Here is a 15722-nt window from a genome sequence, read left to right on the forward strand (position 1 = left end):
TCGCTCGCGCGCTTACGTCACCCGCCTTCCTCCAGCAGCGAGGGAGCAAAGCTCCCTCGGGCAATCGGGCGGCGAAGCCGCCCGATGACGAGTCGCCCCTTTCATCCGCCCGACGGCGGCTGGTTGAATAGCCGACGCGGGCGGGACTGAAAGGGGCCGGTGTCTCGGCGTACCCGGACGTTCACGAGAGCGAAGCTCTCGTGAGCCAACCAGAACGCGGAGCGTTCTGGTGACGGTCGTCAGACCGAAGGTCTGACGAGCCAGACGGATCGCTTTGCGATCCGTCGACGACGCAAGCACCGCAACGGAGTGAGGAGCACAGCGAGTCCCGGGAGCCGAGACACCGGGGGCTTTCGAGGTGGCTCTAGTTGTATCGGTTTATCCGAACACTATCCGCGAGGATGTCGAACCGGGATTTATCAGCCCGACCCCCGTGGCTCCCCGGTATGAACTCCGACATCCGAATCGGGGTCGACGTCGGCGGGACGTTCACGGACGTCGTCGTCGCCACCGAGTCGGGCCTCGCGATGCTGAAGGTGCCCTCGACGCCGGCCGCGCCCGACCGGGGCGTTCTCGACGGCCTCGACACCGCGAGCGACGCCGTCGGCTTCGACCCCGCGGACGTGGACTTCTTCGGCCACGGTACCACCGTCGCCACCAACGCTCTGCTGGAGCGAGCGTGGGCCGAGACGGCGCTCGTGACGACCGAAGGCTTTCGCGACGCGGTCGAAATCGGGAGACAGACCCGCCCGAGCCTGTACGACCTCGACGCGGAGAAACCCGCGCCCATCGTCGAGCGCCACCGCCGTCACGAGGTTCCGGAACGACTGGACCGCCGGGGCGACGTGGTCGAGCCATTAGACGAGGACGCGGCCCGCGACGTGGCGCGGGCCATCGCCGAGAGCGACGCCGAGAGCGTCGCCATCGCCTTCCTCTTCGCGTTCGAGAACGACGACCACGAGCGACGGATGCGCGAACTGCTGGTCGAGGAGGGCGTCGACTGCGAAATCTCGCTATCGAGCGAGGTGCTGCCCGAGATTCGAGAGTACGAGCGCACGCTGGCGACGACTATCAACGCGGCGCTCAAACCGGTGATGAACCAGTATCTGGGCCGGCTGGAGAGCGGCGTCGCCGACGCGGGCGTGCCGGCGCCGGTGAAGGTGATGCAGTCGAACGGGGGCGTGGCGTCGGCGTCGGCCACGCGCGAGCGCCCGGTGAACACGCTTCTCTCGGGACCGGCCGCGGGGGTTCGGGGCGCCGCGCACGTCGCCGGCGTGGCGGGACTGGACGACGTCCTCACGATGGACATGGGCGGCACGTCGTGTGACGTGTCGCTGGTCCGGGACGGCGACCCCGTCGTCACCACGGAGGGACAGGTGGGCGACTACCCCGTGACCGTGCCGATGGTCGACGTCCACACCATCGGCGCGGGCGGGGGCTCCATCGCGTGGGTCGACGAGGGCGGGAGCCTCCGGGTCGGCCCCAAGTCGGCCGGCGCCGACCCCGGCCCAATCTGTTACGGACGCGGCGGGACGGCGCCGACGGTCACCGACGCCCACTACCTCCTCGGCCGAATCGACCCCGACGACTTCTTCGATGGGAGCGCGGACGAGGCGACGGTCCGCGAGGCGATGGCCGACCGGGTCGCGGACCCGCTGGGCCTGAGCGTCACGGAGGCGGCACAGGGCGTCCTCGACGTTGCCAACGCGAACATGGAGCGAGCGCTCCGCGTGGTGTCGGTCGAGCGCGGCCACGACCCCCGCGACTTCTCGCTCGTCGCGTATGGCGGTGCGGGGCCGCTCCACGCCGCCGAACTCGCGGCCGAACTCGACGTGCCGCGGGTGGTCGTCCCCCGTTCGGCTGGCGTCCTCTCCGCCCACGGCCTCCTCATCAGCGACGCCGTCTACGAGGAAGGGGTCTCCGCGGTCCGTCCGTGGGTCGACGTCGACCCCGCCGACCTGACCGAGCGGTTCGAGGCGATGGCTGCGTCGGGGCGCGAGCGACTGGATTCGGAGGGATACCCCGCCGAGCGGCGGCGATTCGAGCGAGCGGTCGACCTCAGATACCGCGGCCAGTCGTTCGACCTCCGGGTGTCGGTGCCGGACGGACGACTGGACGACGAGGCGCTGGCGGCCGTCGCCGACCGGTTTCACGACCGCCACGAGCGACGGTACGGACACGCCTCGCCGGACGAACCCCTCGAACTCGTGACGGTGCGCCTGCGCTCGCGGGGCGTCGTCGATCCACCGGCGTCGACGGTAGCCGACGAGGGGACGACCGACCCGGCGCCGACGACGACGCGGACAGCGACGTTCGACGGCGAGGCGATTGATACGCCGGTGTACGACCGCGAGACGCTCGCGCCCGGCGCTGGCGTCGACGGGCCGGCGGTGGTGGCCGGCGGCGAGAGCACCGCCGTCGTCCCGCCGGAGGCGAGCGCGCACGTCGACGACTGGGGGAACGTGGTGATAGAGCCATGACGGCGATAGACCCAGTCACGCTCGAAGTGCTTCGAAACGCCTGCGTCGCGGTGGCCGAGGAGATGAACGCAACGCTCGTCCGGACGAGTTACTCTCCGAACATCAAGGACAGAAAGGACTGCTCGTGTGCGCTGTTCGACGTCACGTCGGGCGACGACCCCGCCGCGGAACTACTCAGTCAGGCCGAGAACATCCCGGTCCATCTGGGCGCTATGCCCCACTCCGTCGCGGCGGCCATCGAGGCGTTCCCGCCCGAGACGCTGGCGGATGGCGACGCCATCCTCCTCAACGACCCGTTCCACGGCGGCGCCCACCTGCCGGACATGACGCTCGTGACGCCCGTCTTCGTCGAGGACGAGTTGGTCGCTGTCGCCGCCAACCGCGCCCATCACGCAGACGTCGGTGGGGGGCGAGCGGGCAGCGTCGCCGCCGACTCGACGGAGATATATCAGGAGGGGCTTCGCGTGCCGCCCGTGAAACTCTACGCCGGCGGCGACCCCGTCGAGGACGTGTTCGACCTCCTCCTGTCGAACGTGCGGACGCCGGACGAGCGCCGGGGCGATTTCCGCGCCCAGCGCGCGGCGAACCGAACGGCGGTCGAGCGGGTTCGGGATTTGGCCGAGCGCCACGGCCTCGACACGCTTCGCGCGGCGACGAGCGAAATCAAGGCCTACGGGGAGCGGCGGATGCGGAGCGAAATCGAGGCGCTTCCCGACGGCACCGTCTCGTTCGAGGACTACCTCGACGACGACGGACAGGGGACCGAGGACGTCCGCATCGCGGTGACGGTCGATGTCGCCGGCGACGAACTCGTCGTCGACTTCGAGGGGACGAGCGAGCAGGTGCCGGGCGCTATCAACGCGCCGCTCGCGGTGACGGCGAGTGCGACGTACTACGCGGTGCGCTGTGTGACCGACCCGGACGTGCCGCCGAACGCGGGGACGTACCGCCCCATCGAGATTCGGGCGCCGGAGGGTAGTGTCGTGAACGCGACGCCGCCCGCGGCCGTCGTCGGCGGCAATCTCGAACTCTCACAGCGGGTCACGGACGCGTTGCTGGGGGCGTTCGGCGAGGAGACGCCGGCCAACTCCGTCGCCGCCGCACAGGGAACGATGAACAGCGTCACCTTCGGCGGGACGGACCGCGACGGCGACGCCTTCGCGTTCTACGAGACCATCGGCGGCGGCTACGGCGGGCGCGCGAGCGGCGACGGCATGGACGGCGTCCACGCCCACATGAGCAACACGCTCAACACGCCGGTCGAGGTGCTCGAAACCGCCTATCCCGTCCGCGTCAGGCGCTACGAGTACCGCGAGGATTCGGGTGGAAGCGGCGAGTTCCGGGGCGGCCTCGGCCTCCGACGGGACATCGAAGCCCTCGTCGACGGCGTGGCGTTCAGCCTGCTCGCCGACCGCCGGCGCTACGCACCCTACGGCCTCGCGGGCGGGGACGACGGCGCGCGCGGCGAGGACTACCTGACGCGAGCGGAGGGCGACCCCGAGCGCATCCCCGCCAAATCGACACACGACCTCGACGCGGGCGACGTGGTGAGCGTGCGCACGCCCGGCGGTGGCGGGTACGGCGACCCGGCCGACCGAGACCCCGCGGCCGTGGCTCGCGACTTACGACTCGGGGCAGTGTCGGCGGAGACGGTCCGGTCGGTGTACGGACTGGACCCGGACGAGTTAGACGCTCAGTAGGGGAAGTCGGTCCACTCGGAGTCGACGTCGGGCAGTCCGCGGACCCGAAGTTCTCGGTCGCCCTCTGTCTCTCGAAGTTCGATAGCGGCGTCGAAAATCGACGTGACGACGTTCACGAACCGCTCCTCGTGTGTCGTGGGGTCGAGGCTGTAGACGCCGAGATAGCCGGCGGCGCTCGTCCGCCGCGAGAGGACGTGCAGAAACGAGAACGCCCGCTCGGCGTCGACGTACTGGAGGAGCGTCGAGATGGAGACGAAGCCGAGTCGGAGGCGGTCGGGCGTCCCCATCTGGTCGACCGCCTGCGTGAACGCGACGCCCATGCCGGTGAGGTCGGCCGGGGAGTTGACGCGGTGAATCGCGGGGTCGGCGTCGCCGGGCGCGCCCGTGGCGTCGACGACGCGGAGCGTCGACGGGTCGAAAGGGACGCTTCGGTCGTCGAACTCCGTCTGCAGGCGCGCCGCGGGGTCGTCCGTCGTCATCGCGACGATGGGGTCGATGGACTCGGGGTCGGGCGCGAGGAGGTTGAAGACCAGTTGGCGCTTGCCGGACATGGACGGGCCGGACACCAAGACGTTCAGCCCCGAATCGAGTTCGCCGAGGTCGATGGGGAGGGCGTCGGCGATTGGGTAGGCCCCAGTCTGGGCGTCGTCAGCCATCGGCCGGCCTCCGTGGTGTCGACACCGAAACCAGCCGGTCGTCGACCCCCAAGATGGACCCACCCTCGCGCCCAATCATATTCGGCACCTACTCCCAAATCCGGGTCGGTGACAATTAAACCCTCTTGTCATAGGGACCGTGAGAACGGGCGGTGTCGCGCAGTCGTCACGAGGTCAGCCGAGTTCTTCGGCGACGAGATTGGCCGCTCGGCTGACGGCGCCGATAGAGGAGAGGTGCCCGGCGCCGACGGCGGCTTTCATCGCCCGCGCCGACGCGCCGGTAAAGACCTTCGAGCCGACGGTGGCGACGGCGTCGTCGCCGATGGAGGCAATCCACCCCGGCGCGTCGAACCGGAAGGGGTCGAGTCGGGGGTCGAACCCGCTTTCCCCATCGAGCGACGCGCGCACGAGTCGGTCGATGTTCGTCGCCGCGACCCGCGCCTCGCGGATGGCGGCGGCGGCGCTCGCGGGGACGGCCTCGCCGTCGGCGTCGACGACCCGCGCCGCGTCGCCGACGGCGAACGTGCGGTCGTCGAGGCGGAGGTCACGGCGGACGATGGGCCGCTCACCGCCCACGGCGTCCGGGCCGCGGATGCCCCCGGTCCACACGAAGGCGTCGTAGGGCATCGTCTCGCCGTCGAGTTCGACGGCGTCGGCGGTGGCGCTCGTGACGCGTTCGCCCGTCCGAACCGTGACCCCGGCGGCGTCGAGGGCGTCGTGGACGGCCGTCTGGAACGCCTCGGGGAAGGCGGGGGCGACTGCCGACTCGCGTTCGAGTAGCGTCACGTCGAGGGCGGCGTCCCGGTTGTCGGCCAGCGCCGCGAGTTCGCCCGCGACTTGGACGCCGGAGAGACCGGCGCCGCCGACGACCATCCGTCCGTCGACGGCACAGGCGTCGAGCGTGGCGTCTCGGATGGCCCGAGCGTGGTCGAGGCGCTTGAGCGGGAGGCCGTAGTCGGCGACGCCGGGCAGGTCATAAAAGGCCGTCTCGGCGCCGAGACAGACGGCGGCGTAGTCGTAGTCGAGGACGCCGTCGGAGAGGTGGACGCGCCGCGCCTCGCGGTCCAGATTCTCGACGCGGGCGGTCCGAACCGTCGCCCAGTCCAGCACCTCGTCCAATGGAACCGTGATTGCGTCGGCGACCCCCGGATGGCGGACGACGCGGTGGAGTTCGTGCTGGACGAGGTGGGTGTCCGACTCGTCGACGACGACGAGGTCGGCCGCCTCGGGCAGTCGCGATTCGAGACGGCGGGCGAGCGTGAGACCGGCGTAACCGGCACCGAGGACGACGACGCGCATACCCGCACTTGGACCGCAGGGCAAAGAAGGGTCGGAGCGGGCTTTATGTGCGGGCGGCGTCAGGGGCGAACCGATGGCTATCGACGGCTTCGTCTGCTGGACGGCCCACGCGGTCGACGACCCCGCGGAACTGCGTCGCGTTCTCGACGCGCAGTTACCGGCGGGGAGTCGCGCCGTTGCCGACGCGCAGGGTGCGGGACTGCTGGAGGGGACGACCCTCCGAGCGCCGGGGTTGGCCGCGGCCCATCGCTTTGCCGAGCAGAGCGGCCTCCCGATGGCGGGTGCGACCGACGCTATCGCAGATTTCAGCGCGCTCCTCGACGGCCTCGACGCGGCCGAACGGGAGGGTCGGCGGTTCGAGCGCGACGCGGTGCCCGAGGGGTTCGAGACGGTAACGCCGTCGGTCGACCGCTACGACCGGTCGTATCACACGGTCACCGTCGCCCGCGAGTATCCGTCGGGAGCGACGGTCGAACTCAACTACCGCTCGCGCGACCCGAGTCACGGCACGGAGCGAAAGCCGAACGTCTCGAGCGCGCTCCTGTGGCTCCACACCGACGCGGAGACGTACGAACACCGCGTCGAGTGGGAGGAGTCCTAAAATAGCGCGTCGCTCTCGGGGCGCACTTCGGCGGGGCCGCCGACCTCCCACACCTCGGTTTCGACGCCGCACTCGGCGACGGCGGATTCGACCCGGTCGACGTGGTCGGCGGTGGTGTTGACGTAGACGCTGGCGCCGGTGTCGGTCGAGAAGTAGACCGGTACGCCCTCCTCGCGGAGCGCGCGGACGGCGTTGAAGACGGCGAGGGTGCGTGGCTGCCAGTACACCCAGCCCGCGGGGCCGGTCATCGTCGTCGCCGCGAGCGAGAGCGAATCGTGTTCGGCGAGTTCGAAGACGCGGTCGAAGTCGGCGGCGCGGAGCGCGTCCCGCATCTCTGCAATCTGTTCGTGGATGTGTGCCAGCCGCGCTTGGAACATGTGGCTGTCGGCGGCCTCCTCGTGGGCCTGTTCCGTCTCCTTGTAGGAGGGCACGAGGCCGGCGACGATTCGCAGGTCGTCTTCGAGGTCCGTCTCGATGCGCTCGGAGCGGCAGTCGTCGTCGTTGAGGCCGGTGTAGAGTTGGGAGAAGGCGCCCGTGACGGCGCGGGCGGCCGAGGACGACCCGCGGCGGGCGACGGTCGAGATTTCGGGGCGCGTCATGTCGAGGTCGGCAGCGGCACAGAGCGCCATCGCCGCGGCGGCGAACCCCGACGACGACGACCCGAAGCCGACGTTCGACTGGAAGGAGTTCTCACTCTCCAGCCGGACGGGTGTGTCGATGTCGGCGAGAGTGCGGACGTGGTCGACGACGGCGTCGATGCGCTCGGCGCCGCGTCCCTCGACGGGGTCGCCGTCGACGACGTAGACGTCCTCGTCCGTCGCGCCGAACTCGACGGTCGTGGTCGTGCGACTGGGGGCCGTACAGACGCTGATGCTGTCGTGATACGGGAGTCTGAGCTCCGGGTCGCGCATCCCGTGGTACTTCACCAGCCCCTGAATCGGGTGTGCCGTCGCGGTCGCTTTCATGCCCAAACGGGCGTCGGACGGGCGGATAAACGTCCCGGAACGGAGGGCACCAGCCGAGAGTATAAACCGGCGCGGTCCCACCGACGGGTATGCCACGCGTCTCTCGCCGACGTGTGCTCGCGGCGATGAGCGCAGTCGGCAGCGCGACGCTCGCCGGGTGTTCGGCCGACGGGGAGACGTCGACCACGCCGACCCGGACGGCGACCCGAACGGCGACCACCACACCGACCGCGACGTCGACACCCCAGACGCCGCCGAGCGAAGCACTCGGCTTCGAGACGATGCTGGCCCGGACGCCGACTCATCCCGAGATGCCCGCCGAATCGTACGTCTGGGCGCGCTATCTGAACGCGGCGGGCGTACTCGGGAGCGTCGAGGACGAGAACATCGAGAGTCGACTCCGCGACGGCTGGCTCGGGGCGGGACCACCGAAATACACCGATAGCGACGCGATCGAACTCGTCCACGTCCAGCCGGGCGGGCTGGCGAACGTGACGTTCGGGCGCGGCGACTACGACGCCAGCACGGCAGTCGAGGGTATGGTCGGAGACGGGTGGCGCCAGCAGGGCTCTACGGGTGGCTACGACCTGCTTACGAACGGCGGCTACGGGGCGGCGGTCGGCGACCGGCAGTGGATTATCGTGAGCGACGCGTCGCTCGAACTGGTCGAGGGCCTCGTGGCGGCGAGCGAGCACGACCCGCTCGACACCCACCTTGACGGCGTCGACCGAACGGCCGTGTCGCGGGCGGTGTCGGAGTCGGGCAACTACCGCGTCGTCCAGCGGTCGGTGCCGGGCGACTACGCGGCGGGCATCTCACTCGACTACGGCGCCTACCGCTACCCCGTCGGCGTGATGCATTACGCGACGGGTCGCGAGTCGCCGTCGTGGCAGCGGGTCGAGAACCGATTCCGGACACAGATTGCGGGCGAACTCCGCGCGACCGACTTCGGCGAGGACTTCGGCTGACGGCGTCGCGGAGCGCGCCGGCCGACCGTTTAAATATCCCGTCGACGTAGTGATGAGTATGACGACCTCCGAGAGCGGAGAGGCCAGCGACGACCAGGGCGTCGACGCCGCGGAGGAAGACGAGCGGACCTACGCGGTCGTGCTCGACCACCTGCCACACGGACGGCCGGGCGACGACCGCCCCCAGTACAAGAAGTCGCCGCTGGCGTACGCACTCGGGGAGTCGGAGTTCCGACTGCTCGAACTCACGCTCGACGACGACGCGGACGTGAGCATCGGCGACCGAATCGTCCTCGGCCCCGACTCGGAGCGCGACGCCGTCTCTCGCATCCGCGAAGTGGGGTTCGACGACCTCTCGAACGCCGCCCACTCCGAACTCGAGTACGGCGTCGAGGAAATCGTCGACCGACACGAGCGACGGTTCGTCGACTTCTACAACGACGCACAGCCAATCACGCTCCGCCTCCACCAGCTCAACCTCCTGCCCGGCATCGGGAAGAAACTCCGGAACGACGTGCTGGACGAGCGCAAGCGCAAGCCGTTCGAGAGCTTCGAGGAACTCGAAGAGCGGATTTCGGGGCTGCACGACCCGAAGGGTGTCCTCGTCGAGCGAATTCTGGAAGAACTCCGGGACGACGACCTGAAGTACCGGACGTTCGTGGAGTGAGCGCCGGTCGCTCGCCCCGTCGGAGCGCGACGGTGAGAGTCGATGGCCGCAAAACGGGGACTTTACCCCGACCCGCTCGCTATCGGGGACGATGACAGGGACGCGCTCACCGGACCGGTTGCTCGAACGGGCAGGCGTACGCGGCAACCCCGACCGTGACCAGCATTTCTTGGTCGACGAGCGCGTCCTCGACCGGGTGCCGACCTACCTCCCGGAGGACGCCGACCGGAGCCACGTCCTCGAAATCGGTGGCGGGACCGGGGCGCTCACCGACCGACTGCTGGCGACGAGCGAGCGAGTGACGGTCATCGAGCGCGACCCCGAACTGGCCGCCTTCCTCCGCGAGGAGTTCGCGCCCGAAATCGAGTCGGGGCAGTTGACCGTCGTCAACGACGACGCGCTGGAGTGTGACCTGCCGGCCGACGTGACCGCGAGCGTCTCGAACCTGCCGTACGGCGTGTCGAGCGAACTCGCTTTCCGCCTGCTTCCGCTCGGGATTCCGACCGTCCTGATGTTTCAAAAGGAGTTCGCAGAGCGCATGGCCGCCGAGTCGGGAACGAGCGAGTACGGCCGCCTCTCGGTCAGCGCCCAGCACTACGCGGCGGTCGAGGTGGTGGAGCCGGTGCCGCCCACTGCGTTCTCGCCACCCCCGGCCGTCGACAGCGCAATCGTCCGCACGACGCCGCGCGACCCCGACTACGAAGTCGAGGACGAGGCCTTTTTCCTGCGGTTCGTGAAGGCGGTGTTCACCCAGCGTCGGAAGACGGTCCGCAACGGGATTCGAAACACGGCACACATCTCGGGGCTCGACGACCCGGACGCTGTCGTCGACGCGGCGCCGGAGTCGTTGCTTTCGAAGCGGGCGGGCGACTTGGCGCCCGACGACTTCGCGGCGCTGGCGAGTCTCGCTATGGAACACGGGCTGGAGGACGAGAATGGTTGAGCCAGTCACGGCGGCGGACACGACGGTCACCCGGCTGATAGCGACGGCTGTCATCGTGATTCTCGTCCTCGGCGTTCGGATGGGGGCGCGGCGGTGGCGACGACGGCAGGAATCGACGTCGAGTCACTCGGCCGTCGACCTCGCGGTGTCGGCGGGCGTGACGATAACGACCGCTGGCGGTATCGTCGGGGTCGTACTTCTCTGGGACTTAGTCGACCCGCTCCAGCGCTCGTATCAGAGTCTCGGTCTGGAGGATATGGCCGGGCGGGTGTTGCTCGCGGTCGTCATCCTCTCGGCGACGTACGCCATGACGGGGTTCGTCGGCCGCATCATCGGCCAGTTCACGGGAAAACGCTCCAGCATCAGCGAGCACCAGCGAGAAATCGTCTACCGACTCACGCAGGTGAGTCTCTACGCCTTCGCCCTCCTCGTCGTGGTCGGGCTGTTCACCCGTGACCTCGGGAGCCTGCTCGTCGGGGCCGGCTTCCTCGGCATCGTCGTCGGGATGGCGGCCCGGCAGACGCTCGGAGCGGTCCTCGCGGGCTTCGTCCTCATGTTCTCGCGACCCTTCGAAATCGGCGACTGGGTCGAAATCGGAGACAGCGAAGGTATCGTCACCGACATCACCATCGTCACGACGCGCATCCAGACGTTCGAGGGCGAGTACGTGATGCTCCCGAACGACGAGGTGAGCGGCCAGCCAATCACCAACCGGACGCGCAAGGGCCGGCTCCGAATCGAGGTGGAGGTTGGCATCGACTACGACCACGACCCCAAGCGGGCGGCGGACATCGCCCGCGAGACGGTCAAAGAACTCGACGAGGTGTTGCAGGTGCCGACCCCGCAGGTCGTCGGCAAGCGCTTCGGCGACTCCGCCATCGTCCTCGGGGTGCGGGTGTGGATAGACAACCCGAGTGCGCGGCGGATGTGGCGGGCCAGAACCGCCGTCATCGAAGCGGTCACCGACGCCTACGACGAGGCGGGCATCAAAATCCCGTTCCCGCAGCGCGAACTCATGGGCCGAGCGGAGGAAGGCGGGTTCGCCGTCGCCGAGGGAGCGAGGCCGCCCGAGAGCGAGGGCGAGCGTGACTGACGACACCCGCGACGACCTCGCCGCGCGACGGGGGCTGGAGCGCGACGTGTACCAGCCGGCAGAGGACTCCCGTCTCCTCGCCGAGGCGGCGGTCGAACACGCCCGCGGGCGAACGCTGGAGGTGGGTACCGGCTCCGGCTGGGTCGCCGAACAGGTCGCGCGCGAAACCGAGGCGACGGTGGTCGCGAGCGACTACAACCTCGCGGCCTGCGAGCAGGCGCGTGACCGAGGCCTGCCCGTCGTCCGGGCCGACCTCGTGAAACCGTTTCGCGACGACAGCTTCGACACCGTGGCGTTCAACCCGCCCTATCTCCCCACCGACCCCGACAACGAGTGGGACGACCGGATGGAGCGGGCGCTCTCGGGCGGCGAGTCCGGCCGTGAAGTCATCGACCCCTTCCTCGATACGGTCGGGCGCGTGCTTCGCCCGGGCGGACACGTGCTCTTGCTGGTGAGCAGTCTCACCGGCTTCGACACCGTCGTCGCCCGCGCGGAAGCAAACGGCTTCTCCGTGTCGACGGTCCGCCAAGAGTCCTACCCCTTCGAGACGCTCTCTATCCTGCGCCTCGAATAACTCTCGGACATATTTTGGTTTAGCAAATATTAAGCGACGGCATTACGAACGCTAACGTGATGACCGATTTAATCGCCACGACGCCGGGGCTGTATCCACTTCCCGACTGGGCGAAAGACGACCTATCGGACCTGAAAGGGCATCAGAAAGGCGACCTCATCAGCGGCGACGAGGGGCCGGAAATCGCCGATGCCTACCAGCGCGCACGGAGCGAAGTCGTCGACGCCCAGACCGACGCCGGACTGGACCGCGTCGTCGAGGGACAGCTCCGCTGGGACGACATGCTCGCCCACCCGCTGACGACTCACGAGAACGTCGAGACGGGCGGCATCGTCCGCTACTACGACAACAACAACTTCTATCGCGACCCGCAGGTTCAGGGCGAACTCACGCCCTCGGGCGACGTAGCGGCCGAACTCGACGCCGTCGACACCGACGCCCTGCAGGCCGTCTTGCCCGGTCCCTACTCGCTAGCCGACCTCGCGACCGACGAGCATTACGGCGACGAGGCCGCGTTCCTCGACGCCATCGCGACGTATCTCGCCGACGAACTCGACGGCTTCCCGAGCCACGAGACGCTGTTCCTGCTCGAACCGTCGCTGGTCGAGAACCCGCCCGAAGACGACGTGGACGAACTGGCGAGCGAGGCCATCGACCGCGTGGCCGCCGCCACCGACGCCGACGTCGTGGTTCACACCTACTGGGGCGCCGTCCCGGAGAAGACCTACGCCCACCTCATGGACGCCGACGTCGACGCCATCGGCTTCGACTTCGTGACCGACGCCGACGCGTCGCTCTACAACATCAACGAGTACGGCACCAAAGACCAGATTGCGATGGGGCTGGTCGACGGCCAGAACACGCTCGTCGAGTCGCCGGAGACCATCCGTGACCGAGTCGAGTGGGTGCAGGACCAGACCCAGCCCGACTTCGACCGCGCCTACGTCACCTCCAACACCGAACTGTTCTACCTGCCCGTGAACAAGTTCGAGGACAAGTTGCAGGCACTCGGTGACGCCGCCGCGCTCGCGGAGGTGGACGCATGAGCGAGAACAACCGCGAGCAGTTCCGCCCGGACGACCACCCGAACGACCACTTCCTGCTCACCTCCATCGTCGGCTCCTACCCGAAGCCCAAGTGGCTCAACCGGGTGTCTGACCTCGCCGACGACCCCGACTCGAAGTTCACCGAGGACCACCTCCACGAGGCTCACGACGACGCCTGCCGCGTCATCGTCGACGAACACGAGCGCTCGGGCCTCGACACCGTCTCCGACGGCGAGATGCGCCGCAACGAGATGGTCGAGTTCTTCGCCGACCGAATCGACGGCTACGAGTTCAACGGCCCTGTGAAGGTGTGGGGTCACAACTACTTCGACAAGCCCTCCGTCGTCGACGACGTCGAGTACGACGAGTCGTGGCTGGTCGACGAGTTCGAGTTCACGCGCGACGCCGCGAGCAAGCCGGTCAAGGTGCCGATAACTGGCCCCTACACGCTCGCGTCGTGGTCCTTCAACGAGGCCTACGACGACGACGCCGAACTCTCCTACGCGCTCGCGGACCTCGTCAACGAGGAAATCGAGGCGCTGGTCGACGCCGGCGCGCGCTACATCCAAATCGACGAGCCCGCGCTAGCGACGACGCCCGACGACCACGCCATCGTCGGCGAGTGTCTCGAACGCATCGTCGCGGACATCCCCGACGAGGTGCGCATCGGACTCCACGTCTGTTACGGCGACTACTCCCGCATCTACCCCGAACTCCTCGAGTACCCCATCGACGAGTTCGACCTCGAACTCTGTAACGGCGACTACGAGCAGATTGACGTCTTCACCGACCCCGAGTTCACGACGGACCTCGCGCTCGGCGTCGTCGACGTCCACACGACGGACGTCGAGTCCGTCGAGGAAATCAAGGAGAACATCAAGGAGGGCTTCAAGGTCGTGCCACCGGAGAACCTGACGGTCAGTCCGGACTGCGGCGTGAAGCTCCTGCCCCGAGAAGTCGCGTACCAGAAAATCGAGAACATGGTCACGGCGACCCGAGAAATCGAAGCCGAACTCGACGCCGGCGAAATCGACCTCGGGCCGGAGATGCGCGCGGACTAGTCCTCGGTTTCGACCATCACTTCGGTCGCTTTGACGACCGCGTTGAGTTCTTTGCCCTCTTCGACGCCCAGCCGGTCGACCGACCCGGCCGTGATGACGGCGGTGACGACCTGTCCGGCGTCGAGTTCGATTGCGACTTCGGCCATCAGGCCGTCGGTGTCGACGCTCTGTACGGTTCCGCTCAGCCGGTTCCGGGCACTGAGTGACATCAGTACCGACAACGCCGCCCGAGGACTTAAATGAGTAGTGAGTGACACAATCTCGCTCGGTGTCGCAGTGACGCCACTATCGGAAAGAAACAGCGAAAGAGCCGCGAAGCGCGGTTATTCGTAGAGCCAGCCTTCGTCGGCCTGCTCGTAGTCGACGAGTTCGTCCTCGTCGAAGAAGAGGTCGATTTCGCGCTCGTTCGCGCCCTCGTCCGCGTGGTCGGAGCCGTGGATGACGTTCCGACCGAGGTCGAGTCCGAAGTCACCGCGGATGGTGCCGGGGTCGGACTCGGCGGGGTCGGTCTCGCCCATCATGCGGCGGACCTGCCGGGTCGCGTCCTGTCCCTCCCAGACCATCGCCATGACGGGTCCGGAGGTGATGAAGTCGACGAGGCCCTCGAAGAAGGGTTTGCCCTCGTGCTCGCCGTAATGCTCGTGGGCGAGTTCGTCGGATATCTGCATGAACTTCGCGCCGACGAGCTTGAGGCCGCGGTCCTCGAAGCGAGAGATAATCTCGCCGACCAGACGGCGCTGGACGCCGTCGGGCTTGACCATCACGAAGGTGCGCTCGGTGTCGCTCATTCGTTCTGTCCGCCGGCGGCCTGCCCGTCAGCCGTCCACTCGAGGTCACGAGCCTCGCGACCGAGGAAGTAGTTCTTCTCGGCCTTGGAGTCGACGAAGTGCAGGATGGTGCCGTCGGTCTTGACGTACATCGTTCCCGTACCCGGTTCGATTTCCTCGCCCGTGTAATCGCAGGTGCGTGTATCGACCATTACTGTCCTCCGATGGAGTCGGCGTCTCGCTGTGTCTCGCGCAGCTGGAGCACGTCGCCCTCGCGGACGGGACCCAGCACGTTGCGCGTGATGATTCGCCCCTGATTCGAGCCCTCCTGAATTCGGCATTTGACCTGCATGGCTTCGCCATGCATGCCGGTTTTGCCGACGATCTCGATGACTTCTGCCGGCATCGAGTCGCTGGCACTCTCTTCGGCGCTCATGGTGGCTTACCGGAGGTCCTCGACCTTCGTGGCGATGTCTTCGACCTGTTCTTCCGCGTCGCCCGCATCGACGATGGCTGCCGCGGCACTCCCGACTTCGAGGCCGGCGGCGTGACCCACGTCGTCCTGCGTCTCGACGAACACGTAGGGAATGCCCTTCTCGTCCGCGAGTTCGGGCAGATGCATCACGATTTCTTCGGGCTGGACGTCCTCCGCGATGACGACGAGGTCGGCGTTACCGCGCTCGACCGCCTTGGTCGTCTCGTTGGTTCCTTTCTTGACGCTGCCTGTGTCTCGCGCTACTTCGAGCGCCTCGATAGCGCTCTCGGCGAGATCCGCCGGGACATCGAAATTGACGTAAACTGACATGATTGTACCCCCCGCCCGTGGGCTCGCACACCTCACCAGAGTGCGAGCGGGCGTCGGCCGTCCGACGCCGGCTCAGAGTCCCTGATGGCGAGGCGCA

At 68.1% G+C, this 15722-nt stretch carries 18 protein-coding genes; 10 read left to right on the plus strand and 8 right to left on the minus strand.

The window, feature by feature from the left end; all coding sequences use genetic code 11:
* The first annotated feature begins 446 nt into the window (after window positions 1-446).
* Entirely contained in the window at window positions 447-2480 is a 2034-nt protein-coding gene (locus ACQUSQ_RS00215; RefSeq protein WP_435066464.1) for a hydantoinase/oxoprolinase family protein, read from the plus strand.
* Window positions 2477-4180, plus strand: a complete 1704-nt coding sequence (locus ACQUSQ_RS00220; RefSeq protein ID WP_435066465.1) for a hydantoinase B/oxoprolinase family protein — start codon at window positions 2477-2479, stop codon at window positions 4178-4180. Before ACQUSQ_RS00215 ends, ACQUSQ_RS00220 begins: the two co-directional genes overlap by 4 nt.
* Here ACQUSQ_RS00220 and ACQUSQ_RS00225 read toward each other — a convergent pair.
* Window positions 4174-4836, minus strand: coding sequence for an RAD55 family ATPase (locus ACQUSQ_RS00225; protein ID WP_435066466.1), 663 nt, complete (start codon window positions 4834-4836; stop codon window positions 4174-4176). The two genes, ACQUSQ_RS00220 and ACQUSQ_RS00225, sit on opposite strands and share 7 nt — an antisense overlap.
* A 174-nt stretch (window positions 4837-5010) precedes the next feature.
* Window positions 5011-6135, minus strand: a complete 1125-nt coding sequence (locus tag ACQUSQ_RS00230) for an NAD(P)/FAD-dependent oxidoreductase (protein ID WP_435066467.1) — start codon at window positions 6133-6135, stop codon at window positions 5011-5013.
* A 73-nt stretch (window positions 6136-6208) separates the two neighbouring features.
* On the opposite strand from ACQUSQ_RS00230, the gene ACQUSQ_RS00235 reads away from it, so the two are divergent.
* Window positions 6209-6736: a hypothetical protein gene (locus tag ACQUSQ_RS00235; RefSeq protein WP_435066468.1), complete on the plus strand. Its 528-nt coding sequence runs from the start codon at window positions 6209-6211 to the stop codon at window positions 6734-6736.
* Here ACQUSQ_RS00235 and mvaD read toward each other — a convergent pair.
* Window positions 6733-7701, minus strand: a complete 969-nt coding sequence (gene mvaD, locus ACQUSQ_RS00240; protein WP_435066469.1) for a phosphomevalonate decarboxylase MvaD — start codon at window positions 7699-7701, stop codon at window positions 6733-6735. The genes ACQUSQ_RS00235 and mvaD overlap by 4 nt on opposite strands.
* Window positions 7702-7790: 89 nt before the next feature.
* On the opposite strand from mvaD, the gene ACQUSQ_RS00245 reads away from it, so the two are divergent.
* The 7 genes from ACQUSQ_RS00245 to ACQUSQ_RS00275 all read left to right on the plus strand — a co-directional run bounded on the left by ACQUSQ_RS00245 (window position 7791) and on the right by ACQUSQ_RS00275 (window position 14053).
* The gene (locus ACQUSQ_RS00245) at window positions 7791-8669 is read left to right on the plus strand and encodes a hypothetical protein (RefSeq protein WP_435066470.1); all 879 of its coding nucleotides are present in this window, start codon (window positions 7791-7793) and stop codon (window positions 8667-8669) included.
* 58 nt (window positions 8670-8727) lie between these two features.
* Window positions 8728-9336, plus strand: coding sequence for a DUF655 domain-containing protein (locus ACQUSQ_RS00250; RefSeq protein WP_435066471.1), 609 nt, complete (start codon window positions 8728-8730; stop codon window positions 9334-9336).
* A 91-nt stretch (window positions 9337-9427) separates the two neighbouring features.
* Window positions 9428-10279 (plus strand): 16S ribosomal RNA methyltransferase A, encoded by an 852-nt coding sequence (locus ACQUSQ_RS00255; RefSeq protein ID WP_435066472.1) that lies wholly within the window; start codon window positions 9428-9430, stop codon window positions 10277-10279.
* Entirely contained in the window at window positions 10272-11372 is a 1101-nt protein-coding gene (locus tag ACQUSQ_RS00260; RefSeq protein ID WP_435066473.1) for a mechanosensitive ion channel family protein, read from the plus strand. Before ACQUSQ_RS00255 ends, ACQUSQ_RS00260 begins: the two co-directional genes overlap by 8 nt.
* Window positions 11365-11946, plus strand: coding sequence for a HemK2/MTQ2 family protein methyltransferase (locus ACQUSQ_RS00265; protein ID WP_435066474.1), 582 nt, complete (start codon window positions 11365-11367; stop codon window positions 11944-11946). Before ACQUSQ_RS00260 ends, ACQUSQ_RS00265 begins: the two co-directional genes overlap by 8 nt.
* A 59-nt stretch (window positions 11947-12005) precedes the next feature.
* Window positions 12006-12992 carry a 5-methyltetrahydropteroyltriglutamate--homocysteine methyltransferase gene (locus tag ACQUSQ_RS00270; protein ID WP_435066476.1) on the plus strand — a complete coding sequence of 329 codons (987 nt, stop codon included), beginning with the start codon at window positions 12006-12008 and terminating at the stop codon, window positions 12990-12992.
* Entirely contained in the window at window positions 12989-14053 is a 1065-nt protein-coding gene (locus tag ACQUSQ_RS00275) for a methionine synthase (protein WP_435066477.1), read from the plus strand. Before ACQUSQ_RS00270 ends, ACQUSQ_RS00275 begins: the two co-directional genes overlap by 4 nt.
* Here the strand turns inward: ACQUSQ_RS00275 and ACQUSQ_RS00280 are convergent.
* The 5 genes from ACQUSQ_RS00280 to rpl7ae form a co-directional block, all read right to left on the minus strand.
* The gene (locus ACQUSQ_RS00280; RefSeq protein ID WP_435066478.1) at window positions 14050-14262 is read right to left on the minus strand and encodes a TOBE domain-containing protein; all 213 of its coding nucleotides are present in this window, start codon (window positions 14260-14262) and stop codon (window positions 14050-14052) included. The two genes, ACQUSQ_RS00275 and ACQUSQ_RS00280, sit on opposite strands and share 4 nt — an antisense overlap.
* 114 nt (window positions 14263-14376) lie before the next feature.
* Window positions 14377-14841, minus strand: a complete 465-nt coding sequence (gene ndk / locus ACQUSQ_RS00285; protein ID WP_435066479.1) for a nucleoside-diphosphate kinase — start codon at window positions 14839-14841, stop codon at window positions 14377-14379.
* Complete coding sequence (locus ACQUSQ_RS00290) at window positions 14838-15032, minus strand: 50S ribosomal protein L24e (protein WP_435066480.1); 195 nt, start codon at window positions 15030-15032, stop codon at window positions 14838-14840. Before ACQUSQ_RS00290 ends, ndk begins: the two co-directional genes overlap by 4 nt.
* The gene (locus ACQUSQ_RS00295) at window positions 15032-15256 is read right to left on the minus strand and encodes a 30S ribosomal protein S28e (protein ID WP_049936843.1); all 225 of its coding nucleotides are present in this window, start codon (window positions 15254-15256) and stop codon (window positions 15032-15034) included. Before ACQUSQ_RS00295 ends, ACQUSQ_RS00290 begins: the two co-directional genes overlap by 1 nt.
* 6 nt (window positions 15257-15262) lie before the next feature.
* Window positions 15263-15625: a 50S ribosomal protein L7Ae gene (gene rpl7ae / locus ACQUSQ_RS00300; protein ID WP_049936844.1), complete on the minus strand. Its 363-nt coding sequence runs from the start codon at window positions 15623-15625 to the stop codon at window positions 15263-15265.
* Window positions 15626-15722: the final 97 nt, after the last annotated feature.

This window comes from Haloplanus sp. C73 (genome assembly GCF_051195115.1).
Classification (GTDB): domain Archaea; phylum Halobacteriota; class Halobacteria; order Halobacteriales; family Haloferacaceae; genus Haloplanus.

What these genes read in the sequence shown, in the direction of transcription:
- ACQUSQ_RS00215 (WP_435066464.1), top strand. Translation starts at nt 447, where the DNA reads ATGAACTCCGACATCCGAATCGGGGTCGACGTCGGCGGGACGTTCACG.
- ACQUSQ_RS00220 (WP_435066465.1), top strand. Translation starts at nt 2,477, where the DNA reads ATGACGGCGATAGACCCAGTCACGCTCGAAGTGCTTCGAAACGCCTGC.
- ACQUSQ_RS00225 (WP_435066466.1), bottom strand. Translation starts at nt 4,836, where the DNA reads ATGGCTGACGACGCCCAGACTGGGGCCTACCCAATCGCCGACGCCCTC.
- ACQUSQ_RS00230 (WP_435066467.1), bottom strand. Translation starts at nt 6,135, where the DNA reads ATGCGCGTCGTCGTCCTCGGTGCCGGTTACGCCGGTCTCACGCTCGCC.
- ACQUSQ_RS00235 (WP_435066468.1), top strand. Translation starts at nt 6,209, where the DNA reads ATGGCTATCGACGGCTTCGTCTGCTGGACGGCCCACGCGGTCGACGAC.
- mvaD (WP_435066469.1), bottom strand. Translation starts at nt 7,701, where the DNA reads ATGAAAGCGACCGCGACGGCACACCCGATTCAGGGGCTGGTGAAGTAC.
- ACQUSQ_RS00245 (WP_435066470.1), top strand. Translation starts at nt 7,791, where the DNA reads ATGCCACGCGTCTCTCGCCGACGTGTGCTCGCGGCGATGAGCGCAGTC.
- ACQUSQ_RS00250 (WP_435066471.1), top strand. Translation starts at nt 8,728, where the DNA reads ATGACGACCTCCGAGAGCGGAGAGGCCAGCGACGACCAGGGCGTCGAC.
- ACQUSQ_RS00255 (WP_435066472.1), top strand. Translation starts at nt 9,428, where the DNA reads ATGACAGGGACGCGCTCACCGGACCGGTTGCTCGAACGGGCAGGCGTA.
- ACQUSQ_RS00260 (WP_435066473.1), top strand. Translation starts at nt 10,272, where the DNA reads ATGGTTGAGCCAGTCACGGCGGCGGACACGACGGTCACCCGGCTGATA.
- ACQUSQ_RS00270 (WP_435066476.1), top strand. Translation starts at nt 12,006, where the DNA reads ATGACCGATTTAATCGCCACGACGCCGGGGCTGTATCCACTTCCCGAC.
- ACQUSQ_RS00275 (WP_435066477.1), top strand. Translation starts at nt 12,989, where the DNA reads ATGAGCGAGAACAACCGCGAGCAGTTCCGCCCGGACGACCACCCGAAC.
- ACQUSQ_RS00280 (WP_435066478.1), bottom strand. Translation starts at nt 14,262, where the DNA reads ATGTCACTCAGTGCCCGGAACCGGCTGAGCGGAACCGTACAGAGCGTC.
- ndk (WP_435066479.1), bottom strand. Translation starts at nt 14,841, where the DNA reads ATGAGCGACACCGAGCGCACCTTCGTGATGGTCAAGCCCGACGGCGTC.
- ACQUSQ_RS00290 (WP_435066480.1), bottom strand. Translation starts at nt 15,032, where the DNA reads ATGGTCGATACACGCACCTGCGATTACACGGGCGAGGAAATCGAACCG.
- ACQUSQ_RS00295 (WP_049936843.1), bottom strand. Translation starts at nt 15,256, where the DNA reads ATGAGCGCCGAAGAGAGTGCCAGCGACTCGATGCCGGCAGAAGTCATC.
- rpl7ae (WP_049936844.1), bottom strand. Translation starts at nt 15,625, where the DNA reads ATGTCAGTTTACGTCAATTTCGATGTCCCGGCGGATCTCGCCGAGAGC.